Annotated in this window: 10 protein-coding genes; 4 read left to right on the top strand and 6 right to left on the bottom strand. The window is 68.6% G+C overall.

The features are described 5' to 3' along the window. Nucleotides 1-16 precede the first annotated feature (16 nt). The gene (locus O9271_RS03435; protein WP_298266285.1) at nt 17-2890 is read right to left on the bottom strand and encodes a heparinase II/III family protein; all 2874 of its coding nucleotides are present in this window, start codon (nt 2888-2890) and stop codon (nt 17-19) included. Further along, nucleotides 2890-4542, bottom strand: a complete 1653-nt coding sequence (locus tag O9271_RS03430; protein WP_298266212.1) for a peptide ABC transporter substrate-binding protein — start codon at nt 4540-4542, stop codon at nt 2890-2892. Before O9271_RS03430 ends, O9271_RS03435 begins: the two co-directional genes overlap by 1 nt. Before the next feature lie 6 nt (nt 4543-4548). Here O9271_RS03430 and O9271_RS03425 point away from each other — a divergent pair, with 6 nt between their 5' ends. Together O9271_RS03425 and O9271_RS03420 are read left to right on the top strand one after the other, a co-directional pair. Next, entirely contained in the window at nt 4549-5523 is a 975-nt protein-coding gene (locus O9271_RS03425) for an ABC transporter permease (RefSeq protein WP_298266211.1), read from the top strand. Beyond that, nucleotides 5496-6422, top strand: coding sequence for an ABC transporter permease (locus tag O9271_RS03420; RefSeq protein WP_298266210.1), 927 nt, complete (start codon nt 5496-5498; stop codon nt 6420-6422). Before O9271_RS03425 ends, O9271_RS03420 begins: the two co-directional genes overlap by 28 nt. On the opposite strand, the gene O9271_RS03415 is transcribed toward O9271_RS03420, so the two are convergent. Continuing rightward, complete coding sequence (locus O9271_RS03415; RefSeq protein ID WP_298266208.1) at nt 6364-9117, bottom strand: hypothetical protein; 2754 nt, start codon at nt 9115-9117, stop codon at nt 6364-6366. The two genes, O9271_RS03420 and O9271_RS03415, sit on opposite strands and share 59 nt — an antisense overlap. Nucleotides 9118-9224: 107 nt before the next feature. On the opposite strand from O9271_RS03415, the gene O9271_RS03410 reads away from it, so the two are divergent. Both O9271_RS03410 and O9271_RS03405 read left to right on the top strand, forming a co-directional pair. Beyond that, nucleotides 9225-9863 carry a VTT domain-containing protein gene (locus tag O9271_RS03410; RefSeq protein WP_298266206.1) on the top strand — a complete coding sequence of 213 codons (639 nt, stop codon included), beginning with the start codon at nt 9225-9227 and terminating at the stop codon, nt 9861-9863. A gap of 36 nt (nt 9864-9899) precedes the next feature. Continuing rightward, the gene (locus O9271_RS03405) at nt 9900-10502 is read left to right on the top strand and encodes a superoxide dismutase (RefSeq protein WP_298266204.1); all 603 of its coding nucleotides are present in this window, start codon (nt 9900-9902) and stop codon (nt 10500-10502) included. 151 nt (nt 10503-10653) lie between these two features. Here O9271_RS03405 and O9271_RS03400 read toward each other — a convergent pair whose 3' ends face one another. From O9271_RS03400 to speA, 3 genes are all read right to left on the bottom strand, one after another. After that, nucleotides 10654-11532 (bottom strand): sulfite exporter TauE/SafE family protein, encoded by an 879-nt coding sequence (locus tag O9271_RS03400; protein ID WP_298266203.1) that lies wholly within the window; start codon nt 11530-11532, stop codon nt 10654-10656. Between the two features lie 111 nt (nt 11533-11643). Then, nucleotides 11644-12366 (bottom strand): hypothetical protein, encoded by a 723-nt coding sequence (locus O9271_RS03395; RefSeq protein ID WP_298266201.1) that lies wholly within the window; start codon nt 12364-12366, stop codon nt 11644-11646. Beyond that, nucleotides 12363-14321 carry a biosynthetic arginine decarboxylase gene (gene speA / locus O9271_RS03390; protein ID WP_298266199.1) on the bottom strand — a complete coding sequence of 653 codons (1959 nt, stop codon included), beginning with the start codon at nt 14319-14321 and terminating at the stop codon, nt 12363-12365. Before speA ends, O9271_RS03395 begins: the two co-directional genes overlap by 4 nt. Nucleotides 14322-14325 lie beyond the last annotated feature (4 nt).

The raw sequence follows: 14325 nt of genomic DNA, 5'->3' as shown, positions 1-14325 counted from the left end.
GCCACGCGTCGTACGCTCAGTCCAGCTGCAGCCACAGGGGATGCGCCGGTACATGCCGGTCGCCACGCAGATAGCCGAAACCGCCGCCCCCGCTGAGCACCAGTTGTCCGCGGCGGCGTTCCCGATTCGGCGGCCGCTCGTTCACCACCACGTCGAAGGTGACCGTTCCGCTTTCGAGCGCGGGGAGCAGCGCGCGGGGCCATTGCATCGTCAGCTCCCAGCCAGTGGCGAGCGCGATGGCACGTGCCTGCGGCACCGGCCCGCCGGGCACCAGCGACGTAAGTCGTACGGTGGCACCCTCATGGCCCTGCAGCGGCACGACGAGCACGCCGGCACGCCAGCGGCCGGGGGGGTCGCCGGCCATGCCCACATAGACCTGCACACCGTCGGCGTTCACGTCGGCGCGTTCGTTGTCGAGCAAGTTGTCTGGCATGCGGGTGGCTGTGCCCCCCTCCGGAACGACGGGCGGATGCCCCGTGTGGACCTGCAGGTGTACGACCAGCAGGTCGCGGGTCACGCCCACTCTGATCTCGGCGGTCGGCCTGTTGTCACCGCCCCAGGGTTCCTCCGTGGGCGTGTAGTGCGCCTCCCCCAGCCTCATGGGCGGGCCTTCAGAAACGACGTGGTCGACGGTGGCGCCGAGGGGCGCCCGTAGCGCAGACGCCGCATGCGGTGCCGCCGCGTGGCGTGACAGCTCGTCGTGCGTGTCGCGGGCGTCGCCGGCACGAGTGTCGACCGGCAGGCGCTCGAGATCGATGCTGCTGCGTGCATGCCGCGCCACGAGGCCGATGTGCCACCCGTGCGCGGCCGATTCGTGCGTGGCCACAGTCCCATCGGGCGTGGTGACCGTCGCGTACACGGGTCCGGTGGGGGCGAGCGTGACCTGCGCGATGGGTACCCAGGACCACACGCCCACGATGCGCCCGGCCGTGCCGTGCAGATCGACGAACAGGCGTCGGTGCGACGAGCGGCCGGGAGCCCCGGGGGCCAGTGCGCGCCACCAGCAAGGCTCGCCGGAGGTGGCGTACACGGCCGTCACGCCGGCCTGCGCCGCGGCACGGTGAGCGTCTCCCGCCGCTTGCGGCGCCACGGTGATCGTACTGGGTGCGTTCGCCGCGGCCTCGATCTGCCGCAGGAAGTCGTAGCCGTCTTCGGTGCCGCCCGCGCCCGCACGTGCGGCGGCGCGCCAGGTGGCAATGTTCGTGGCGTCGCCCGCTGCCACGGGCAACGTGAGCGTGACGGGTTCCGCGGCCGTCCACTCGAGCAGATCCACGAGGTAGCCATCGCACACCACGACGGTGCGTGTCGCCTGCACCCCCGGCGCCAGCTCCTCCGCGCGTTTCTGCACCCACCCCGCCCCGCCGCGATCTTCGAACGCGGTGAGTGTCACGCGCCCCTCCTGTTGCGACGCGCCGTTCACGAGCGGCGCGTGATGCGCCAGCGTGCTGCGGTACCAGTGGAGGGTGGGGTCGACATAGCTCCCCGTGCCGGGATCGTCGAGCCAGCGCGCGGCATTCGACTGCAGCGTGAGGTGCAGGCGATCGGGATGTCCGTGGCCGCCGGCACTGGCGCCGCCGTCCAGTGCCACGTACACGCGTTCACGTTCGCGTTCGCCTGCGCGTTCGCCTGCGCGTTCACCTGCGCGTTCACCTGCGCGTTCGCCTGCGCGGCGCAGCACGGCGAGCCCCTGCTGAGGTTGCACGAGGGAGCCTGGCGTCCAGTGACCGTTCGGCGTGGGCGTGGCCGTGGCCATGAGCAGGGCGCGCCAGCTGCAGTCGGCCCGCGTCAGCGCGGCGGCGGGTCGATTGCGCTCGGCGTCGGCGGTGGACAGGGCGCGCCCCGTCTCCCGCTGCGGCGCGCGACCGTCGTACAGACGCTGCAGAACGGCCGCCAGTCGTTCATCGTGCCGATGTGCGAGCCCCAGTTCGCACCACTCGGCCCAACGCCACTGACGCACGGAGACGGCGTACTGCGAATCGCGGCGCGAGGGGAGCGTTTCGTCGGGAAGGAGGCCGGCGAAGGGGGTGGCGAAGCCTTCGTGATAGCGCTGATCAAGAACCGGATCGAGCGGCCGACCAAGTGCCGCCAACAGCTGCACGCCGTACCAGAGTCCGCGATGGGCAAACTGATGGTAGTTCTCCCCTTCGTACCACGTGCCGTCGGCGAGCAGCCCGTGACGCATGAGGCTCTCCAACGACCCGGGGCGGGAGAGCCGTGCCTCCACGCGCGCGCGGTCACCCAGCAGCGTCCACGCGGAAAGCACCGCCACTTCGTTCCACACCTGACGGTTGGAACGACCCTCGTGGTAGCCCGCAATGAGCGCACTGCTTGGCGCGAGGAGCTGCTCCCGTACCGCATCGTGCGAGTCGTGTACCCCGGCGGCTTCGAGCAACGCGAGGGCGTGACACAGATTGAGCAGCCAGATGGACTCGAGATACGTGCTGAAGAAGGGGCGCGTGGGGCCCAGCACGTTGTCGCGGTTGGGCCAGTGCCGATAGCGCTGCGCGAGGTCGCGCAGGGTGCCGATCGCGAGATCACGGTGTGCCGGTCGTCCGCGCAGCAGAAAAAGGGCGGCGGCGTGTACGGCGCGCTCGGCGGTGAAGAGTTGCGCCCCCATGGCCCACCACTCGTGATGCACCGCGTCCGTGTAGCAGGTGCCACAGGGCTCACAGCGATGGCGGTGGGGCTGCCACGGGTCGAATTCGAGGGGAGTGCCGTGCACGGGACAGCGCCCCCCTGCACGCGTGAGACGCGCCTTGAACTCCGGAATGGGAAGGGGCGTGGCGAGCCATGGGTCAAGCTCCGACGACAGCGCGTCGGCGAGTGCCCCCAGTGACGTGCCGGGTGCGGTCTCGCGCCGGCGGTCGTGTACGGTGAAAGGCAGCAGCATCACGGTTCCTGACGACGGGTCCAACGACTTACCGATAGGAGCTCCCCCCGCAGGTCCATCTCGACGTGCTCCAGTCGGGCGGACCGTCCCTGTACTCCCCGGGCGTGATACAGCCAGGCCACGGGCATGTCGTGCTGTAGCAGGGTATCGACGGCGTGCCATGCCGCGCGGGCCTCCGCAGCGTTGGCCGTGCGCGCCACGGCGAGTGCCTGGTCGAGCGCAGGTCGGTGAAATCCGGTGTAATCGAGGGCCCCGCCACGCTGCTGCGAATCGAAGAGTGCCGAGAGGTGCCCCAGTGCCACATCGCCGGGAATGCCCGTGAGCACGAGATCGAACTGCTTGTTTGGCTGCCGCACGGTAGCGAGGAAGCTGGCCAACTCCATCACGCGCACGTCGAGCTGCACGCCGCGCGTGGCGAGATCGGCCTGGAGCAGCTGCTCCACCGCCATGTCACCGCTGCCCACGGTGAGCAGGGTGAGGGTCAGCGGCACTCCCTGGCGACGGCGTGTGGCACCCGGCGACGGCCGAGTCCATCCGGCCGCGTCGAACAACGAGTCGGCGGCCCTCGCGTCCTGCGTATGGTTGACCGACCGGGCGGATGGCGGCGAGACGGGAAGGCCTGGCGGCAAGGCACTGTACGCCGGCGTGGCGAACCCGGCCACGGCCGCGTCGACCAACCGTTCGCGCTGCACGCCGAGGGCCACGGCCCGACGAACGCGCGCATCGTTGAACGGCGCACGGGTGGTGTTGAACGCGAGCACCGTGGAGAAGAGCACCGGTGGCGACATGAGCCGCAGCGCCGGATCCTCGCGAACGAGTCGTGCCATGGTGGGGGACACCCCGGCAAGATCGAGCTCGCCGCTCACGAGCCCCGCGAACTTGGTCGCGGCCTCGTCCACCACCGCCACCACTAGGCGCCGAAGTTGCGGCGCCCCCCCCATGGCGGCGGGGAAGGACTCGTTACGCACGAAACGCCACTGCCGGCCAGCGAGCCGCGACTCGAAGCGAAACGGCCCGTTCCCCACCGGGGCTGTGGAGAACGGGTGGGCGCGCCAGCGCGCCGTGGGCACCGTGTCGAGCAGATGGCGCGGGACAATGGGCAGTTCGCCAAAGACCACGGGCAGCTTCGACTGCGGTGACGTGAACCGGACTTCGAGGGTGAACGGGTCGGGGGTGCGCACCTGCTCCACCACCCGCACATCACCACGCCGCGGCGAGCCAAGCGCCGAGTCGGCAGCGCGGTCGAGCGTGAACGCCACATCGGCGGCCGTGGTGGGGCGCCCGTCGTGCCAACGAAGCGTGGAGTCGAGCCGGAAGGTGACGGTGCGCCGGGCGTCATCCCAATCCCAGCCGCGGGCAAAGTAGGGGATGGGCTGCAGCAGTGAATCGAGACGCACGAGCGTGACGAAGAGCATGTGCCGCTGTACCTGGCGGGACATGGTGTGCACCGTGACCAGCGGATTGGCCGACTCGAGGTCGGTCCCGGAAGCAATGACCACGGTTCCCGGTTCACGCACGGCCGGGGCGCAGGCGACGAGGCCGCCGAGCGCGAATGCATATGCGGACGCGTTCGCGAACGCGCCGGTGATCATGCGCGCGGCGCGCCCCGGCCAGAGACGGCGGGTTGACGTGCGCGATGCAGGAGGCATCATCCTGCCGTGCGCCGTCTCTTGCTGCGCGTCACCGACGCGGCCGTCCTGCTCTGGATCGTTACCACCATCACCTTCGCGCTGTTGCACCTGGCGCCGGGTGATCCGGCGACGTTGCTGATCGCGCCAACCGCCACCGCGGCGGAAGCGCAGCAGCTGCGCACGGCCATGGGGCTCGACGCACCGCTGCCCGTGCAATATGCGCGATGGACAGGCAGCCTGCTGCGGGGGGATCTCGGCACCAGTCTGGTGCGCTCGATGCCCGTGCGCGCCGTCATTGCCGAGGCGCTGCCCGTCTCGCTGTTCCTCGGCGGCGTGTCGCTGCTGGTGAGCTTCGTGCTGGGCACGCTGGTGGGGCTGTATCAGGCACTGCGGGCAGGCCGTCGCCGCGACCGCTGGATATCGGTAGTCACGGTCACGCTGTTCGCTGCCCCGAGTTTCTGGCTGGCCCTGGCGCTGGTGGCACTGTTTACCAGTGGCGTAGCGGTCCTTGGGCTTCCCGAGTGGCTGCGTCTCCCGGCCTTTGGTATGCAGTCGCCGGCCGCCGGCGCGGTGGCGCCGTGGAGTGACCGGCTGCGACACGCGGTGCTGCCCTTGCTGGTGCTGTCGCTGCCCGGCGTTGCGGGGGTGACACGCTATGCCCGGCAGACCCTCCGCGACGCGGAGAGGGCACCACATGTGGTCAGTGCCTACGCCCGCGGTCTCTCCCGCCGCCGGGTGGAGTGGCGTCATGTCCTGCGGACCGCCCTCACGCCGCTCGTCGTGCTGTTCGGGCTCACGCTTCCTGGCGTGATCGCGGGGTCGGTGTTCGTGGAGCAGGTGTTTGCCTGGCCAGGCCTGGGGCGCACCATGATCGGTGCCATTGGCGCCCGCGATTACCCGGTGGTGCTGGGACTCACGGTGATCTACGCCGGCGCCGTGGTGGCGGCGAATCTGCTGGCGGATGTGCTGCTCTGGTGGCTCGATCCGAGGCGGCGCACATGACGGGCATGGGGTGGCGGCGTCTGCGCGCCCTGGCCGGCTGGCCCGGCTTCGTGCTGGGACTGATGTGTGTGGCGGCGGTCATCGTGCCCGTAATCGCCGGAGAGCACGCCCGTGAGATTGGCGACGTGCTGGGGACGCGGCTCACGCCACCACTCGCGCGCGACGGGCGCGGCGTGTGGCACCTGCTGGGCACCGACGCGTTTGGCCGGGACATGGCCGTGCGCATCTGGACGGGGGCGCGGGTGTCGCTCTTCGTGGGGGTGGCCGGCTCGGCCTTGTCGGCGCTGCTGGGTATTGCGCTGGGCGCGGTGGCCGGATGGCGCGGCGGGTGGGTGGACCGGGTCATCGTCGCACTCGGCGACGCCCTGCTGGCGATTCCGCGCCTGGTGCTGCTGCTGGTGATCGCGGCGCTGTGGTCACCGGGGCTGCGCGTGGTGGTGGTGGTGCTCGGCCTCACCGGCTGGATGGCCGTAATGCGGCTGGTGCGGGCCGACGTCCAGGGCGTGCGGGTGTTGGGCTACGTGGAGGGAGCCACGGCGCTCGGGGTACCGTCGTGGCGAGTGCTGCGGCGCCATGTCCTGCCCAATGCCTTGGGGAGCGCTTTGGTGGCCACCACGCTGGGGGTGGGCAATGCCATCCTGCTCGAGAGTGGCCTCTCGTTTCTCGGGCTGGGCGTGCAGCCCCCCACGGCGAGCTGGGGGAACATGATTGCCGGCGGACGCGAGTGGCTGCTTGTGGCGCCGTGGATTGCACTCAGCCCGGGGATTGCGCTCATTGCCACGGTGGTGTGCGCCACCATGCTCGGGGAACGGCTGGGGGTGCGCGACGGGGACAGGCGGGCTAGTGCGACCGCTTCACCCGAAACGTCAGCACCGCCCGCGGCGCTCCCTCGAAGCTGAACGCGCCGGCCACCACCGACGGCGGACCGACTGCCGTTTCGTCGAGGCGACAGGGGGTCACTTCCCACGGTCCGTCGTCGGGGAACCGCAGCGTGCCCCATGCCGATCGCAGGGTGTTGTTCACCACGCGGAGTATGGCGGCGTGCTTGTCCTGTGCGGAGAGGGTGAAGGCCGACAGTTCGAAGGCTTCACCGGCGACTTCCGGGCCGTGGCACCGGATGGCGCGCGGCAGGTCGCGCCAACTCTCGCCGGTGAGGGGAAGCAGCACGTCATCGCCGGCATCGCGTACGCGGGCCAGCACATCATCGCTCATGGGGCCGTGCAGCAACAGCGCCGTACGCGCCGAGAACGGCCCCAGGCACTGCGCCTCGGGTGTGGCGCACGGCCACCCGGCGTGCCCCGGACGCTCCGGCAGATCGTTGCGCGACAGCGCACCCACGGCGCGCACCAGCGTGAGCGCGAGCCGACGGTCGTGCACGACGGCTTCCGCCAATCCATCGGCGATCATGGTGGCGCCGAACAGCGGCGACGCCTGCATGGCCCAGCGATGCATGGGCATCGTGTCGGGGACGGCTTCCCGGGCATGCGCCGGGGCGATAATGGGGTCGCGCCGCACCGGTCCGAAGGCGGCGTCGGCCCACACGCGCCCCTCCGTCACGTCGGTGTTCCACACCAACTGCAGACGCATGTCGGTGCGCCACGACCGACCACGAATGTGACACTGCACCACCGGCGACATGGCGTCGACCACCAGGTCGGTCACGACCACCACGCGCGAGTCGGGGCCGGGGCGCCGCCGCGTGGACGCCGTGCTCCAGCGCAGCCGCACCGTGGCGCGCAAGGGTCCCGTGGCCACCATGCGGGCGCTTGTGCAGCGCAGCCGCTCCACGGCACCGCGAAGGCTGGCTGTATAGCTGTCGCCCGCATCGTGCTGCAGCTCAAGGGCAAGCAGCTGCGGCAGTGTTCGGTCGTCCAGGCGCAGGGTGACTGCGCGCGTGGCCTCATCCAGTTCCAGCGTCAGACGCCCGTTGTGCAGCACGGTACGTCCGTTCGCCTGCTCCCGTGTCACGCGACAGGGCGGTTCGACCGGTGGCGCCGTCCATCGTGCGGCGTCCCAGGCGTCGATGCCGAGCGCCGGTACCGGCGGCACCCAGAGCAGCAGGCGGTGCGCGCGCACGAGGTCGTTGTCGGGATAGTGCTGCGGTGACTCGCGCCGCAGGCGCATGCGGTGCGTACCAAGTCGCTGGTGCACGAGCGACGGCGGCGTGAGCCGTGCGCCTGCGGTTGCGCCCGGCGACTTGGCCACTGCGGCCTCGGCGCTTCCCGGCCCTACCGGCTCGTCGCCGAGCGTTTCGTACAGCGTAACCTCGGCGATGCCTCCCCTGCTGCGCGGCGCCCGATTGCGCAGCACGACGCGTCGCCAGTCGAAGTCGGCCACGTGCTGCCGGGCCGCCACGGGATCGTACCCCAGCAGCTGCTGCAGGGCGGCCTCACGCAACCCCTGCCCCTGCTCGGCAACGAGGTCCTGCTGCAGCTCCATGCTGCGCGCCACCGTATCCACCGAACAGCCGCACAACGTGTCGTGCGGGTGCGTGGCCAGCAGTTCCTCCCACGCGCAGTGCAGCAGCGCCGGGAGTTGCACCATGGTGAGCCGCGCCGCCGGGTCCGGGGCGCCGCCGGTGGGCGCATGCGCGAACGGGTCTTGACGCAGCCGCAGCAACGCGAGCCACGGCTCCACGTCACGCAGCAGGCCACGCTCGAGGCGCGCGTTGCGCCGTTTCTGATGGGCGCGAGTGCCGGTGGTGCCGGCAAGCGTCCAGGTATATCCGTACGAGTCGCGCAGCTCGCCGCCCACGACTGGCAGCGACGGTGGAAGCAATGGCGGCAGCGCGGCCGCCGACAGCCGAGCGGCCCACTCGTCGAGCGTCGTGCGATGGACGTGGGCACGTGGACCGGCCGCCTGCTGCAGCGCGGTGATCGCCTCCGCGAGATCCGGTTGTGCCGCGTGGTGGTCGGCGCCGTTGAGCAGCAGGGCGACCTTGCCCTCCGTGCGCTGACGCCAGAGCGCTTCCAGCGCGGCCCAGCGCCGGGTCGCCGCCTCGTGTGCCACAGGGAGGGCGCTACCGAATTCGTAGCCGTCGGGGGGCAGGTGATGCGCCAGGACGGTGCTGCCGTTCGGCGCCTGCCAGCGGAACAGGTCGGTGCGGGGGTGCGTGCGCCCCCCCACACCGCGCCAGACGACCGCCACCGGCAGCCCGAACTCGGCGGCGACCATGGGCATGGCTGCCGGGTGCCCGAAGCTGTCGGGGCAGTAGGCCACCCGTGGCGGGAGGGCATCCAGATGGCGCAGGACACGCGCGCCAGCCTCCAGGTTGCGCACCAACGCTTCCCCGCCCGGGATGAGATTGTCGGCGAGCACGTACCATGGGCCGGCCTCGATGCGACGGGTCCGGAGGGCGTGGCGCAGCGCCGGTTCGGCCTCCGGGCGGACGCGCAGGTAGTCCCGCAGCGTGATGGCCTGCCCGTCGAGCAGGAAGGGGCCGGCCGAGTCCGCAAGAAGGGCATCGACGAGGGCGACCAGACGCTGCCGGAAGCGGGGCGCCACATGGTACCACTCGCGGTCCCAGTGGGTATGGGCAACGACACACACCTGCAGCGGCGGCGTTTCGACGGAACCGGAGGGTGACGCGTTCACGCGTTCAAGGTCGCGTGCGGTTGACCCCAACGGCAAGCCCGTCGAGCTTTGTGCATCGGCGTCTGCCCGTGTGCAGGCGTCGCGTCACCGATCCCAGGACTGCCCGATTGGAATTCCTTACCCAACTCTTCGACCAGCTTCGCGACCTCGAAGGTCTCGTGAAGTGGGCCGGCTACATCGGCCTCACCCTCATCATCTTCGCCGAGACCGGCCTGCTGGTGGGCTTCTTCCTGCCTGGTGATTCCCTGCTGGTGACGGCCGGGCTGCTCGCGGCCAATCCCGACTTCGGGCTCAACGTGTGGTTGCTGGGGATCATCCTGACGATCGCCGCCATTGTGGGGGACACGGTGGGCTACGGCGTGGGAAAGGCCACCGGCCCGCGCATCTTCACGCGCGAGGACTCGCTGTTCTTCCACAAGGATCATCTGCTGAAGGCGCAGGCGTTCTACGAGAAGCACGGTGGCAAGACCATCATCATCGCACGCTTCATGCCCATCGTGCGAACGTTCGCCCCGGTGGTGGCTGGCGTGGGACGCATGAACTACCGGTCGTTCGTGACCTACAACGTCGTGGGCGGACTGCTCTGGATCTGGAGCATGCTGCTGACCGGCTACGTGCTGGCGAAGACGGTGCCGGGCGTGGCCAAGCACGTGGAGAAGATCATCCTGCTGGTGGTATTCCTTTCCATTCTGCCGGGCATCATTGCCTGGCTGAAAGAGCGCAAGAGCAAGGCCGCGTCGGCCTGACGTTCCCCTCGTTCCTCAACACCCGGAGACACACCCATGCCCCATACCCTGCCGCCGCTGCCGTACGCCCCCGAGGCGCTCGAGCCGCACGTTGATGCCCAGACGATGAACATCCATCATGGCAAGCATCATCAGGCCTACGTCACCAACCTCAACGCCGCCATCGAGAAGGCGCCGGAACTCGCGTCGTGGTCGCTCGATGACCTGTGCCGGAAGATCAATGACGTACCGGAAGCGGTGCGCACCGCCGTGCGGAACAATGGCGGCGGACACTGGAACCACTCGCTCTTCTGGCAGCTGATGGCGCCGAACGCCGGCGGCGAGCCCACTGGCGCGCTGGCCGAGGCGATCACGGCAGCCTTCGGTTCGTTTGCGACGTTCAAGGAGCAGTTCCAGGCCGCCGGCATGGGTCGCTTCGGTTCGGGCTGGGCGTGGCTCGTGTCCACCAATGGCGCACTGTCGATCATGAGCACCCCCAATCAGGACAATCCGCTCATGGAAGGCAAGCACGCCATCCTGGGCGTGGATGTGTGGGAGCACGCCTACTACCTCAAGTACCAGAACCGCCGCGCCGATTACCTCGGTGCCTTCTGGAACGTGGTGAACTGGGCGGAAGTGGCGAAGCGGTACGGGAAGTAAGGAGGTCGCCAGAGGCGACCGGCACTGAGGACTGAGCACGACCACTTCAAACTGCAAACTCCCTCGGAGATCGCGTGATTTCCGGGGGAGTTTGCAGTTCCTGGTTCGTAGTTCCTGGTTCGTCGTTTCCAATCGTCAGTGCAACCGATCGTTACGCCAACTCCGCCTGATCCGGCTTCCGCCGCGCCGACATGATGAGCGTGACGGCGGTATACGCCACCACGATGGCCACGAGCCAGCGCAGCGCGGTCAGCGGGAGCGACTTGACGATGTAGGCCGCCACCAGCACGGCGGGCACGCCACCGATGATGTTGGCCATGACGGCCCGCGGATCCACCTTGCCGAGGCGAATGAAGCGGTCGCTGGCGAAGGGCATGAGGAAGGCGCAGCTCCCCATCATGATGGGGAAGCCGGCGGCCGGATTCATGCCCAATACGCTGACGAGCAGCAGGCAGGGGCCATACAGCCCGATGCCGATGGTCATGAGGACGCCCAGTGCGAAGTTGCCGAAGAGGGCCAGCCCGAGCTTGACGCCGGTGAGGCCAATGGCTTCCCCACCACCGGGGAGCGCACCGGCGGCCTGCGCCATGGTCAGCAGGGCGGCGGCGCCGAGGCACAACCCCATGCCGAGCTGAATGCGCTGCGTGGGCCACTTGGCCACGAGGCCAGCGCCAACCCACGACCCGACCACCGCGGCCACGATCATGCCAATGAGGGTAACGGCTTCGACTTCGACGACCTGGGTGTAGATGAACGCCTGTGTCAGCGTCGCCATCGTATGCCCGGCGTTGAGCGTCCCGGGAATGAGGGCGTCCTTCACCCACTTCGTGGCCCGATAGATCGTCGTGCTGGTGGCAAACGACCCGATGCCCAGCGTATCGAAGAAGTTCGTGGCGACGCCGCCAAGCAGGAGCCCAGCGGTTGGCTTGAGGGACCCGAGCTTGGGGAGTCCTCGCACGAGCGAGACAACGTGATAGACGGCCACGAGACCGAGGCCGATCAGCAGTAGCAGCTTGGCGTCGAATTGCATCGGATGCAGCGAGAGGGGCAGACGGAGGGGAAACCGGAACTACAACGTACCGCCCGGCGCTGCCGTTGTCCCGTCCGGTACCGTACGTCCCCCGGCGCCGCCCCCCAGCGCTCAGGCCAGCACGGCGGGGATCAGCGTGAAGAGCAGCGTGATGCCCAGCGCCACGAGCGATGCCATCCACCCCGCCCCCCGGGACACGCGAGCGAACACACTGACGCCCACCGCTGTGATGAGCACGTTCCACAGCGTGAAGAGATCGAGGCTGGACAGCACACCCATCAACCCCGCGTTGGTCTTCACGGGATCCACGAAGCGCGCCGGCCCGAGTGACGCGGAGAACAGTGACGTGACCGCACTGGCATCAACCAGTGCCCCCTGCGCGGCGGTGGCGAGCAGACTGAGCACCCGCGGCACACTGGCCAGCGTGGCAATGAACACCGCGCGTCCGAGCGGCAGTGCGGCCCCGACCACCTTGGCCCCCAGCCAGGTGACCAGACCACCGAGCAGCCCGGAGAAGATGGCCGTGAGCGACCAGCTGAACAGCAGGAAGTAGCCGCTGAACGTGCGCCCCTGCTCGACCGCCTCGGCCGGCATCTTCTGGCCCTGCTCGGCCATCTTGATGACCTGCAGGTCGTAGTTCGCATCCACATACGGCTGCAGCAGGCTCTTCGTGGCCAGCACGAGCACCACAAAGACCCCGGTCAGCAACAGCAGATAGATGCCGACCCCGCGCGTTCGCGTACGTTCGAACACCGTGGACGGTGCCCAGAGCACTTCCAGCAGATCTTCCCACGCACTGCTCTGCTGCACGGTCGCCGGGGTCTCGTTGTTCATCGTGCCGCTTCTCCTTCGAGGTAGGTGTACCCTTCGAGACCCGCCACGAAGTCGGCGATGAACGCGTTCATCTCGTCGCGCGACAGGCCCCTGGACGAATTCACCTTACGGCGGAACGTGGCGAGGAGTTGCGACGCGCCGAACTGCACGTAGTTGAGCACCTCGGTCACGGTATCCCCCTCGACCATGTCGGTGATCTCGTAGCTGCCATGATCGGTCATGCGCACATGCACGGCGTTGGTGTCACCGAACAGGTTGTGCAAGTCGCCGAGGATTTCCTGATAGGCGCCCGTGAGGAAGATGCCCAGCATGTAGTCTTCCCCATCGCGGAACTCGTGCAGCTCGAGGCTGGGACGGCCGTTCTTGTCGCCCACGAACCGGTCGATCTTGCCATCGGAGTCGCAGGTGACGTCCTGCAGCGTACCGCGGCGCGCCGGCTCCTCGGTGAGGCGATGGATGGGCATGATCGGAAAGAGCTGATCGATGGCCCAGCTGTCGGGGAGCGACTGGAACAGCGAGAAGTTGCAGAAGTAGCGATCGACGAGCGCCGACTCGAGTTCGGGGAGGATGTCCTCGTACGTGTCGGGGTTGGCCTTCGCGATGCGATAGATGGCATTCATGGTCGCCAGCCACAGCACCTCGGCCTTGGCCAGCCCGCGCAGGTTGAGCACCCCTGAATTGAAGTACTGCCGCGCGCGCTCCTTGTCGAAGGAGGCATCGTGGAACACCTCGAGCACCTTGCGCGGCTTCGGCTCGCGTTCGATGAGCGTGCGCCAGTCCTCGTGCATCTCGTGCAGCAGCGAGAAGTCTTCGTCGTCGAGCGCCGGCACCGGCTGTTCGGCCTGCGATTCCACGTCGATGACCTTGAGCAGGAGCAGCGCGTGGTGGGCGGTGAGCGCCCGCCCCGATTCGCTGATGATGTGCGGCATGGGCAACTCCGCCTCACGGCACGCCTCGGCGATCGTGTAGATCACGTCGTTGGCGTACTCCTGCAACGTGTAATTGACGCTCGCGTTGTTGGTGGAGTTGGTGCCGTCGTAGTCGATGCCCAGCCCGCCTCCCACGTCGACATGCGTGATGTCGACGCCCAACGCACGCAGCTCCAAGTAGAAACGCGCCACCTCCGCCAAACCCGACTTGATGAAGCGAATGTCGGTGATCTGACTGCCGAGATGAAAGTGAATGAGCTTGAGGATGTCGAGGCGTCCGGCCGACTGCAGCTTGTCGATGAGCTTGATGAGCTCGGCCGAGCTGAGGCCGAACTTGCTCTTCTCGCCGCCGCTCTGCGCCCAGCGACCGGCCCCCTCGCTGGCCAGCTTGATGCGCACACCGCAGGTGGGCTTCACATTGAGTTCTTCCGCCACTTCCAGCAGCACGTCGAGCTCGCTGACCTGCTCGAGCACGATGAACACCTGGTGGCCGAGCTTCTGCCCCATGAGGGCCAGCCGCATGAACTCGTGATCCTTGTAGCCATTGCAGACGATGAGGTGCTCGGTGGTCTCCGACAGACCGAGCACGGCCTGCAGTTCGGGCTTGGAGCCGCATTCGAGCCCCACGCCGTGCGTCTTGCCGAACTGCACGATTTCCTCGACCACATGGCGCTGCTGATTGACCTTGATCGGGTACACCGTGGTGTACCCGCCGGTGTACTCGAACTCCTTGATGGCGGTCGCGAAGCGCTCGGAAAGCGTCTCGATGCGCGAACGCAGGATGTCGGAGAAGCGCAGCAGCACCGGCAGCTGAATGCCCTGTCCCTCGAGGTCGGCCGCCAGGTCACGCAGATCGAGCGTGAGATGCGGCCGCAGCGGATCGGGGCGCACGATGACGTGTCCCCGGTCGTTGATGTCGAAGTATCCCGCGCCCCACCCTTCCACATTGTAGAGGGCGCGGGCGGCATCGATGGACCACGGGATAACGGGCGCCTGGACGGCGTCGGGCTGGATTCGCGTTGCCATAGGG

The sequence above is a fragment of the Gemmatimonas sp. genome (assembly GCF_027531815.1).
GTDB lineage: Bacteria > Gemmatimonadota > Gemmatimonadetes > Gemmatimonadales > Gemmatimonadaceae > Gemmatimonas.
Note: the sequence above shows the minus strand (reverse complement) of the source record. Positions and strands in the feature narration are given on the sequence as shown.

Excerpts from the sequence above, each read along its gene's own strand:
- O9271_RS03435 (WP_298266285.1), bottom strand. The coding sequence starts at position 2,890 with ATGCTGCTGCCTTTCACCGTACACGACCGCCGGCGCGAGACCGCACCC.
- O9271_RS03430 (WP_298266212.1), bottom strand. The coding sequence starts at position 4,542 with ATGATGCCTCCTGCATCGCGCACGTCAACCCGCCGTCTCTGGCCGGGG.
- O9271_RS03405 (WP_298266204.1), top strand. The coding sequence starts at position 9,900 with ATGCCCCATACCCTGCCGCCGCTGCCGTACGCCCCCGAGGCGCTCGAG.
- O9271_RS03400 (WP_298266203.1), bottom strand. The coding sequence starts at position 11,532 with ATGCAATTCGACGCCAAGCTGCTACTGCTGATCGGCCTCGGTCTCGTG.
- O9271_RS03395 (WP_298266201.1), bottom strand. The coding sequence starts at position 12,366 with ATGAACAACGAGACCCCGGCGACCGTGCAGCAGAGCAGTGCGTGGGAA.
- speA (WP_298266199.1), bottom strand. The coding sequence starts at position 14,321 with ATGGCAACGCGAATCCAGCCCGACGCCGTCCAGGCGCCCGTTATCCCG.